This is a genomic window from Segatella salivae DSM 15606, assembly GCF_000185845.1.
In the GTDB taxonomy this organism is placed as follows: domain Bacteria; phylum Bacteroidota; class Bacteroidia; order Bacteroidales; family Bacteroidaceae; genus Prevotella; species Prevotella salivae.
Map to the genome: position 1 here is coordinate 37,956 of NZ_GL629647.1, position 9,924 is coordinate 47,879.

At 41.3% G+C, this 9,924-nt stretch carries 8 protein-coding genes; 1 reads left to right on the forward strand and 7 read right to left on the reverse strand.

The features are described 5' to 3' along the window. Position 1 precedes the first annotated feature (1 nt). On the reverse strand, positions 2-529 hold the full coding sequence (gene cobU / locus HMPREF9420_RS00170) for a bifunctional adenosylcobinamide kinase/adenosylcobinamide-phosphate guanylyltransferase (RefSeq protein WP_007133331.1): 528 nt from the start codon (positions 527-529) through the stop codon (positions 2-4). A gap of 228 nt (positions 530-757) precedes the next feature. Here cobU and HMPREF9420_RS00175 point away from each other — a divergent pair, with 228 nt between their 5' ends. Beyond that, on the forward strand, positions 758-1,825 hold the full coding sequence (locus HMPREF9420_RS00175; RefSeq protein ID WP_007133332.1) for an OmpA family protein: 1,068 nt from the start codon (positions 758-760) through the stop codon (positions 1,823-1,825). A gap of 421 nt (positions 1,826-2,246) precedes the next feature. Here the strand turns inward: HMPREF9420_RS00175 and HMPREF9420_RS00180 are convergent, their stop codons facing one another. The 6 genes from HMPREF9420_RS00180 to ligA form a co-directional block, all read right to left on the reverse strand. Beyond that, complete coding sequence (locus HMPREF9420_RS00180) at positions 2,247-2,546, reverse strand: hypothetical protein (RefSeq protein WP_007133333.1); 300 nt, start codon at positions 2,544-2,546, stop codon at positions 2,247-2,249. A 60-nt stretch (positions 2,547-2,606) separates the two neighbouring features. Further along, positions 2,607-3,593 (reverse strand): type I phosphomannose isomerase catalytic subunit, encoded by a 987-nt coding sequence (locus tag HMPREF9420_RS00185; RefSeq protein WP_007133334.1) that lies wholly within the window; start codon positions 3,591-3,593, stop codon positions 2,607-2,609. A 15-nt stretch (positions 3,594-3,608) separates the two neighbouring features. Next, positions 3,609-4,817, reverse strand: coding sequence for a GDP-L-fucose synthase family protein (locus HMPREF9420_RS00190; RefSeq protein ID WP_007133335.1), 1,209 nt, complete (start codon positions 4,815-4,817; stop codon positions 3,609-3,611). A 30-nt stretch (positions 4,818-4,847) separates the two neighbouring features. Further along, positions 4,848-6,863, reverse strand: coding sequence for an OPT family oligopeptide transporter (locus HMPREF9420_RS00195; RefSeq protein WP_007133336.1), 2,016 nt, complete (start codon positions 6,861-6,863; stop codon positions 4,848-4,850). Positions 6,864-7,028: 165 nt separating this feature from the next. After that, positions 7,029-7,703, reverse strand: a complete 675-nt coding sequence (gene trmD / locus HMPREF9420_RS00200) for a tRNA (guanosine(37)-N1)-methyltransferase TrmD (protein WP_044078628.1) — start codon at positions 7,701-7,703, stop codon at positions 7,029-7,031. 77 nt (positions 7,704-7,780) lie between these two features. Beyond that, a complete protein-coding gene (gene ligA, locus HMPREF9420_RS00205; protein WP_007133338.1) occupies positions 7,781-9,778 on the reverse strand; it encodes an NAD-dependent DNA ligase LigA in 1,998 nt (665 codons plus the stop codon). Positions 9,779-9,924: the final 146 nt, after the last annotated feature.

Below are 9,924 nucleotides of genomic sequence, written 5' to 3' on the forward strand. Positions count from 1 at the left end.
GTTATTTGATTTTAACTGGTATTCCTGACACCATCAGAACAACCTCATCAGCTTTTGATGCTACATATTGATTCATCCAACCCTCCATGTCTGTGAAGCGTCTTTGAACCACATTATCACTCACTCCGCCACTACCAATTTCGTTAGTCACAAAGATAAATGTTGCATCTTGGGCCGTAAATTGATCAAATTCCTTTTTAATTGCATCGAGTGCTTCATCAATCACTGGCTCTTTTGTATTATTTTGGTTTGCATCGAAAAAGAAATTAGTGCACCAAAGCGTAATGCAGTCGACCACACATACCTTATTATATATAGTATGGTGCGACAGATATTTCTCTTCTTCGATATTAGTCCAATTGTCTCCTCTACGTGCTTGATGTCTTTTTACACGCTCTTTGAACTCTTCATCCCAAATACGTGCCGTGGCAAAATATATTGGTTGGTCGGTCAATGATAAGGCTAAACGTTCTGCATACATACTTTTCCCAGAACGTTGTCCTCCTGTTATCAGTATAATCTTTTTCATATTGCGAAGATAATAAAAACTCGTTTAATAATAAGATCTTAGAGGTAAAAAACAAGTATAAAACGAAAGATAATTTGATTAAATAATTGATATTTCTCATTTTTTATGTTGTTGAGCATAAATTCCTTAGTAAAAATTTGGCAGTTCGAATATTTTTTAATTACTTTGCACTCGTAAACAAGAAAAAAGATTATAAACAATAATTATTAATTAATTTTTTAGAGAGACATGAAAAAGTTAGTTTTATTAGCTGCTGCTGCCTTAATGACAGTATCAGCATCTGCACAAACTGTACAGGAAAGTAAGACTTTTGACAACATTTATGTTGGTGTTAATGGCGGTGTTGCAACAAAAACAACCGGTCATGCATGGTTAAAGGGTCTTGATCCAAATGCAGGTCTTCGCATTGGTCGTTGGTTTACTCCAGTTGTTGGTTTGGCAGTAGAGAGCAATGCTTATTTCTCAAATAAGCCTTATGCTTCAACAGGTACTATCGTTCGCTTCTTGAACACAAGCTTGTTGGGTACTTTGAACTTCAGTAACTGGTTTGGTGGTTACACAGGTGAGCCTCGCTCATTCGAAGTAATCGCTGTAGCTGGTCTTGGTTGGGGCCACTTGTTTGGCAACACTGCAGAGTACAAGAGTTTCAAACAGGTTAACAACTTGACTTCAAAGTTAGGTCTTGACTTCGCTTTCAACTTCGGTTCACAGAAGCAGTGGCAGTTCTATGTTGAGCCATCTATTGCTTATGGTTTGAACGATAAGAGCGGTACTCCTTACAATATGGGTAATAGCGGTATCCAGTACAACATCAACCACAGCTTCGTTCAGTTGAATGGTGGTTTGATTTACAAGTTCGCTAACTCAAATGGTACACACAACTTCAAGATTGTTACTCCTCGTGATCAGAGCGAAATCGATGCACTTAACTCACAGATCAGCGACCTTCGTAACGAACTTGCTAAGAAACCAAAAGAGGTTATCAAGGAAGTTGTTAAGGAAGTTCCAGGTGCAAGCGTAGTTAACCCATTGTTCGTAACATTCGCACAGGGTAAGTCTAACTTGACAAGCGAAGCTAAGTCTGTTCTTGATAACATCGCTAAGGGTAGCACTGTACAGATTGTTGGTACATCTTCTCCTGAAGGTTCAAGCTCACTTAACAAGAAACTTTCTCAGGATCGTGCAAACGTTGTTGCTAACTACCTGAAGAATAAGGGTGTAAATGTTGAGCAAGCTAATGGTAAGGGCGTTCAAGGTACAACATCTAACCGCCTTGCTGTAATCTACGTAAAGTAATAAAGTAGACTCAATTTACAAGATATTCCCCGACGGAGTAATCCGTTGGGGATTTCTTTTTTAAATACTTCGTCTCTTATAAAGTGTGTTTCTTGGGTATTGTTTCTGATTAAGCAATCAATGAAATAGATGAAAAGAAATATAAACATCACTATAAGTCAATCTTCCTTCTCATGATATTATGATATAGAAGGTGCAAAATAGTGTTACGTTACCTCTTCGGTAGCGAAAACAATGAAATTAGAAGGCAAACCAAAATAAGCTATTTTGCAAGTTAAAATGGCTGAGATTAAGAGGTGTTTTAATGTTGTTTACGCGATAAAATGAATGGATCTGTTTTTCAGGATAGGTTCGTTTTATCGATTACTATATTTATGTTGAGAGATAATGCAAAATGATATTGAGCTTAAAGAAAGTCCTTTCATTGCGCATCTTGACCAAAAATGGATTGAAAGTATTCGTTAGCAGCTTCGTATGGTAGGTTTGCTTGTTCAAAGAACGCTTTCATTTTAGCAAGCGCGCCCTTTTGTTCTTCATCATTAATCGTGTATTCCTTGAGTATTTTAGACGTCTCTTCTTCAATAGATTCTCCGAGTCCTGTGAGGGCATCGAATGCAGAAAACTGGTTAGCATGCTCCCATGAAGAAAGCCTTTTACGTCCGATTGGCTCTACATGAGGCAGTTCAATGATGTCGTTATATTCACTTGTGTCTTCGAACATAGACATTTTATTTTAAAAAGTATAGCGTTTCGCGAAGTAATTTCACGAAACCCTTTACTTTTAATCAATGTAAGTATCTAATATTTTGGTATGACCATTCACAGGAATAAGGTCATAATCTGCTATTTCTGCAGGGATCATACAGCTAAATCCTTCGTGCAATTCAATCTCATCCCCAGTCGAATGAACGTGAATTTTGCAGTCGCCTTCAAGGCACATCACAATGACAAAGCTGTCATGTTCCATGAGATTGCGGTGGAATGGGGCAGTGGTGTCAATGATATGTACAGAGAAATATTCTGTTGAAAGCACCGTACAATCGCACTCTTTCTGGTCAGAATAGTGTGTGCGATAGTCTTTTTCTACATGATAATTGAGTGCTTCTGCGGCTAATTCTGTATGTAGTTCGCGTGGCTTTCCATCTATTCCAGGCCGGTTATAGTCATAGATTCGATAGGTAAGATCACTACTTTGTTGAACTTCTGCAAGCAAAATGCCTCCGCAAATCGCATGAACGCGTCCTGCAGGAAGGTAGAAAACGTCTCCGGCATGCACTTCGTGACGAGCTAAGACGTCAGTAATTGTGCCTTCAGCAATTCGCTTTTTATATTCATTTCGGTCTATTTCTTGTTTAAAACCAACGTAGAGTGATGCGCCAGGATCAGCGTGAAGGACGTACCACATCTCGCTCTTTCCAAACTTACCATGTACTCGTTGCGCCATCTCATCATTGGGATGAACTTGTATACTCAAGTCATGTCGGGCATCAATAAACTTTACTAAGAGTGGCATTTTACCTGCATAACGCTCTGCAACATGCTTTCCAAGTATCTCGTTTGGATAGCTATCAATGAGTGAAATGAGGTCTTTGCCTTTATAAATTCCGTTAGAAATGATGTTAACACTTGATGGAACAGCACTTACTTCCCATGATTCTCCAACAGGAGCAGTGTGCTTTGGCAGATGTTTCCAAGTTGTTAGTTTGTCTCCTCCCCATACCGTTTCATGAAGATTAGGTTCAAACAACAACGGATATAAATGTTTCATATTTGATTGTTGATTTTATTTAAGACTGTCTTGATACCAGGTATAGAGTTTCGCTACACCTTCTTCGATTTCTATTTTGTGTGTCCAGCCTAAACGATGTAACTTTTCTACGTCGATGAGTTTACGTGGGGTGCCGTTAGGTTTTGAGGCATCCCAAACGATTTCTCCAGTGAAACCAACTGTTTCTTTAACTAAGTTTGCTAATTGTTTAATCGTGAGTTCTTTTCCTGTTCCGACGTTAATATGGCAGTTTCTGATTTCACCTAACGATGGAATAGCACCGCCTCGACCTTCAGAATTATTACGATCTACAACACCATCTGTCTTTGCATCATAGAAAACAGATGAGTATTTGTCAATGCCTATGATGTCTTTGAAGTCAACATTCAATAGCACATGTACGCTTGCATCAGCCATATCTTCACTCCAAAGGAATTCACGGAATGGACTACCATCGCCCCATAACGTCACCTTATTATCCTCTATGCCATAGAAAGCGAGGGCTTTTAAGATGCGTTCTTGCGTGTTATTACCGTCTACATTGCCTTCACCAACAAGCTTACGCAAGGCTGGTGGAGGGTTGAGTGGACGTTTATTCATGTCGTTGTTAATAGCATTCCAGTCTCCATCATGAATGAGTTTGGCTAAGTAAATCTTACGCATCATGGCAGGCATCACATGACTATTCTCCAAATGGAAGTTGTCATTAGGACCATAAAGGTTAGTAGGCATGACAGCAATATAGTTCGTTCCGTATTGCAAATTGTAGCTTTCACACATCTTAAGTCCGGCAATTTTGGCGATTGCATATTCCTCGTTGGTATATTCCAAGGGCGAGGTGAGTAGACAATCTTCCTTCATTGGTTGCGGCGCATCCTTTGGATAGATACATGTCGAGCCTAAGAATAGTAATTTTTTCACCCCATGTTTATACGCGTTTTCAATCACATTGCATTGCATTTTCATGTTCTGCATGATGAAATCTGCACGGTAAAGAGAGTTCGCCATAATGCCTCCAACGAATGCAGCAGCAAGAACTACCGCATCGGGTTGTACCTCATCAAAGAATGATTTGACGGCAGATTGGTCTGTCAAGTCAAGCTCTTTATGACTCCTTCCAATAAGATTGGTATAGCCACGTGACTCTAAATTCTTCCAAATGGCAGAGCCAACAAGTCCATGATGGCCTGCAATGTAAATCTTACTATCCTTTTCTAATGTCATTTCTTTATTCTTTTTACCTTATTATATAGTCTATTTTTTGCGTGTAGCTCTGATGAAGAATGTAATCAAACAGATGTAAGCTATCAAAGAGCACACTTGACTTGCGACACTTGTCAACCAGGTTGGTGACACAGCGAGCTTCATGTCGGACAACCAAACCTCAAAACCTGCAAACTTCAGCAGTGCACTTATCACGCCCATTAATGCTCCACCAGCAATAAAACCGCTTGCAATCAGCGTACCACGCTCACCGCGTTGCTTGTTCACTTCTTCATCTTTACTGCGAGAAGTAACCCACCAGTTGATGGCACCTCCCACAACCAATGGTACGTTTAGCTCTAAAGGAATGAACATTCCCAATGCAAAAGCGAGCGCAGGAACCTTACATAATGTCAGAATTATGGCCAAAGCAGCTCCTATACCATATAGAATCCATGGCGCACCTACACCGTTCATAAGAGGATCTATGACTGCAGCCATCGCGTTAGCTTGTGGTGCTGCCAGACTACCGCTTGCGAAACCATAAGTCTCATTGAGTAATATCATCACGCCACCAACTGTTGCTGCGCTGACCAAAGTGCCCAAAAACTTCCAACTCTCCTGTTTCTTTGGCGTCGTTCCAAGCCAATATCCTATCTTCAAGTCAGTGATAAAGCTACCCGACATGCTTAAAGCGGTGCAGACAACTCCTCCCATAATGAGGGCAGCCAGCATACCGGCAGAACCTTTTAAGCCTACAGCAACCATCACAACACTGGCAAATATCAACGTCATTAGCGTCATTCCTGATACAGGATTGCTACCAACGATGGCGATAGCATTAGCTGCAACGGTCGTAAAAAGAAAGGCAATAACGGTCACAAGCAGTATACCTACCACAGCAAATAAGATGTTTCCTTGCATCACTCCAGTCCAAAAGAAGATAAAAGTGAGTAATAATACCACAATACTTCCTATGGCAATAATCTTAAAACTGATATCTCTTTGAGTGCGTTGTACGTCATCTATGTTCCCACCTTTACCTTTTAGTTCACGCGCTTCCAGTCCAACAGCATCACGGATGATACCCCAACTACGGATAATTCCGATGATACCAGCCATAGCTATGCCTCCAATGCCGATGCTACGTGCATACGATCTGAAGATTGTTTCTGGGTCCATAGCGCCTACAGTGAGTGTAATGGAGGGGTCCCACTGGTTTAATACTTGGTCATGGAATAGTAACGACATGCCGGGAACTATCAACCACCACACTGCAATGCTACCAAAACAGATGTATAGTGCATATTTCAAGCCCACAATATAGCCCAAACCAAGGACGGCAGCGCCTGTATTGACTTTGAAAACAAGCTTTGCCTTGTCGGCCAATTCTGTTCCCCAACCTACCACACGGCTTGTAAAGTTCTCATTCCACCAGCCAAGTGAGGCCACAATAAAATCGTAAAGTCCACCTACAAGACCTGATAATAACAGTGGTTTTGCCTGATCTCCACCTTTCGCTCCACTCATTAATACTTGAGTTGTGGCTGTAGCCTCGGGGAAAGGATACTTGCCATGCATGTCGCTTACAAAGTATTTGCGGAAAGGAATAAGGAATAATATACCGAGAACACCACCTAATGCCGAGGCCATGAATATCTTAAAGAATGATGTTGTCATTTCAGGATACTTGGCTTGCAATATATATATGGCAGGCAAAGTAAAGATAGCACCAGCTACAACAGCACCCGAGCAGGCGCCGATACTTTGAATAATAACGTTCTCTCCAAGCGCATTGCGACGCTTAGCGGCTGTAGATGCGCCGACAGCAATAATGGCTATGGGGATAGCGGCCTCGAAAACCTGACCTACTTTGAGTCCAAGATAGGCGGCAGCTGCTGAAAAAAGCACTGCCATGAGAATGCCCCAAATGACTGACCAGCTATTCACTTCGGGATAAACCTTGTTAGAGCTCATCACAGGTTCATACTTTTCGCCTTCTTTTAGTTCGCGAAATGCGTTCTCGGGCAGCTGTACTGCCTCCATGTCTTTCGTTTCTTTTTCCATAATTCCGTATTATCTTACAAAGATAAAACAAATGAATATAAAATCAAAATTATTGGTTCTATTTAGTCAATATAATTTGATTTTGGATTCTCTAAAGCTTATACTTCTGTCAAAAAGAAATAAAAAACCGGGAGACTACAAGGGTCTTCCGGTTTAGTTTCTTATTTATTTCAATAAGTCGGGACGCAAACGTTTTGTCCGTTCCATTGCTTGATCAAACTCCCATTGGCGTACTTTCGCTTCGTTTCCACTCAAAAGAATGTCTGGAACCTTCCAACCTTTATAGTCAGATGGGCGAGTATATATAGGTGCTGCAAGCATATTGTCTTGAAAACAGTCGCTCAATGCACTTTGTTCATCACTGATTGAGCCTGGAATTAGCCTCACTATAGCATCTGTCATCACTGCAGCGGCCAACTCTCCGCCTGTAAGCACATAGTCACCAATACTTATCTCTCGCGTAATCAGATGGTCTCTGATGCGCTGATCAATTCCTTTATAGTGGCCACAGAGGATAATCATGTTGCCTTTTAGAGATAGTTCGTTGGCTAAAGGCTGGTCAAACTTCTCGCCATCAGGGCTGGTGTAAATTACCTCTTCATAGTCGCGTTCGGCTTTAAGCGCAGAGATGCAGCGGTCAATAGGTTCACATTGCATCACCATTCCTGCGCTTCCACCATAAGGATAGTCGTCAACGCGACGCCATTTATCAAGTGTATAATCGCGAAGGTTATGTAACTGAATCTCAACAAGCCCTTTTTTCTGTGCTCGAGCAAGGATAGATTCAGTGACAAAGCCCTCAATCATTTCCGGGATTACTGAAATAATGTCTATTCTCATGACTGCAAAAGTAATGCTTTTTCTTTGATTGAACAAGCATACTCATGCTTTATCGGCATCGAGTTGCATATTTAATATTATTCTTTTCCAAACTTTTCAATAAATTCTTCTTCTGAGATTATGGGGATTCCCAATTGTTGTGCCTTCTGATTCTTTGAGCTTTGAGAGGCTACATCGTTGTTAATCAAATAGTCGGTAGACTTGCTGACGCTTCCCGTTACCTTTCCTCCTTGACTTTCTATGTATGCTTTCAGCTCGTTACGATTCTTATAATGTGTCACATCGCCAGTCACAACAAAGGTCAATCCCTTGCAACTGTCGCCCTCTGCCGCTGTGTTTTCTTGGCTCACGCGTACTTGTTGAAGCAGTTCTTCAACCATAGCGAGATTTTCTTCATCATGAAACCAAGTCACCACTTGATTGCTTTTTTCGGGTCCAATGCCTGCAATGAGAGAAAAAGGTGAGTCGCTTGCCGGAACAATATTTTCGCTTTTACCACTTGCAATGGTGATAATATCTTGCAGCGAATAGGCACTTAGCAACCTTTTACATACGTCTTGACCACACAAAGGAATGCTCAACGCATATAGAAAGTGGTGTGCTTCCACGTCACGTGCTTTCTCAATAGAGCGCAAAAGGTTGCGAACGCTCTTCTCACCAAAGCCATCTGTTGACGAAAGTTGAATGGCGTGATCTTTCAATTTGTATAAATCGGCATAGGTCTTTACCCATCCAAAGTTGATGAATTTAGCCACTGTTTGCTCTGACATGCCATCGATGTTAACTCCTTCTTTGCTTACAAAGCGCGCAAACTTACGTAGTTGTTTCGCTGGGCATTTGGGGTTTGTGCAATGAAGGGTCTTTGTTTCGCTGGCCGAACTAATCGTTATGCGGGTTGGCGCATTGCAAACCGGACAAGAACATGGAATGTCTAAGTCGCCAACTTTCTCAATAACACGAATCACTTTCGGTATAATCTTATTGGCTTTGATAACACTTAGTTTCGTTCCTTGGCCGCCGATACCTAATCGTTCACATTCACTGATATTACAGAGTGAGGCACGTTTTACACTCGTTCCCTCCAAATCAACAGGTGAAAACACGGCAACAGGTGAGATTGTATTGGCTGCACAACTCCATTCTACATGGTCTAACACGGTGTCTGCACTTTCATCTTGCCATTTAAAGGCAAGGCCCGCACGCGTTGCATGATGTCCCGTGACACTGCCAGTTTGGGCAAACGCTGTGTCATCATAGGTAATTACCAAGCCATCTACAGGGTAGGGGTTCTCTTTTCCCGTTACTTTCTCTGTCCATTTTGCAATGACTTGTTCTATGTTTTGCAGTGTTGGATGTTCTATTTCCTCACGTTCTACCGCCTTCATACCATTCTTTTCAAGCCAATCCATACGCTTTCCCCATGACGTTATGACTTCATCGGTATAGACTAATGTAAAAGGAATCCACACAAGATGACGCTGTTTGACTTCATTAATGTCTTTTAATGTCAGCGAACCTGAAGCTAAGTTGCGTGGGTTTGCATATTCTTCTTCGCTCTCAATATTAAATTGTTCGAAGTCGGCATAACTGATAACACATTCTCCTCTGACTACAACATGGCCCTTGTTCTTTATCTCTTGTGGAATGCCTTGAATGGCAGTAGCCAAATGAGTGATGTTTGTTCCGATGTGTCCATTGCCTCGTGTCACCACCTTTGTAAGTTTTCCGTTGTTAAAAGTGACTACAAGTGTCAACCCATCAAGCTTCCAACTCAGCCAAATAGGATGCTCTTCTGCCCATTTCGCGAGTTCAACAGGTTGCTTGGTCTTTGCTAATGAGAGGGCAGGAAATTCGTGTTCTTCCTTCTTTCCAATAATATTGTCTTCCGAAACTCGGTTGGTTGGTGAGTCGGGGAACTGCTGCCCAGTCTCTTTTTCCAAGTGTTTCACTTCGTCAAACAAGGCGTCCCATTCGTAGTCTGACATCTGTTCACCCTGTCCATTATAGTATGCATTGGCCGCGGAATTAAGCTTGTCAACAAGCTCTCGCATGGTTCTTAGTTTGTCTTCTGCCATTTTATAGAATTCAAAAGTTATGGTTTAGCAAAAATACAACTTTTATATCATAAACTATTCTCATTGTAGGAAAAAGTTGATTCTTGCGTTTTGGGGAAGTGCTTCAAATGGTAATAAAAAATAATATAGTTTATATTGAGTGAAAT

Excerpts from the sequence above, each read along its gene's own strand:
- cobU (WP_007133331.1), bottom strand. The coding sequence starts at position 529 with ATGAAAAAGATTATACTGATAACAGGAGGACAACGTTCTGGGAAAAGT.
- HMPREF9420_RS00175 (WP_007133332.1), top strand. The coding sequence starts at position 758 with ATGAAAAAGTTAGTTTTATTAGCTGCTGCTGCCTTAATGACAGTATCA.
- HMPREF9420_RS00180 (WP_007133333.1), bottom strand. The coding sequence starts at position 2,546 with ATGTTCGAAGACACAAGTGAATATAACGACATCATTGAACTGCCTCAT.
- HMPREF9420_RS00185 (WP_007133334.1), bottom strand. The coding sequence starts at position 3,593 with ATGAAACATTTATATCCGTTGTTGTTTGAACCTAATCTTCATGAAACG.
- HMPREF9420_RS00190 (WP_007133335.1), bottom strand. The coding sequence starts at position 4,817 with ATGACATTAGAAAAGGATAGTAAGATTTACATTGCAGGCCATCATGGA.
- HMPREF9420_RS00195 (WP_007133336.1), bottom strand. The coding sequence starts at position 6,863 with ATGGAAAAAGAAACGAAAGACATGGAGGCAGTACAGCTGCCCGAGAAC.
- trmD (WP_044078628.1), bottom strand. The coding sequence starts at position 7,703 with ATGAGAATAGACATTATTTCAGTAATCCCGGAAATGATTGAGGGCTTT.
- ligA (WP_007133338.1), bottom strand. The coding sequence starts at position 9,778 with ATGGCAGAAGACAAACTAAGAACCATGCGAGAGCTTGTTGACAAGCTT.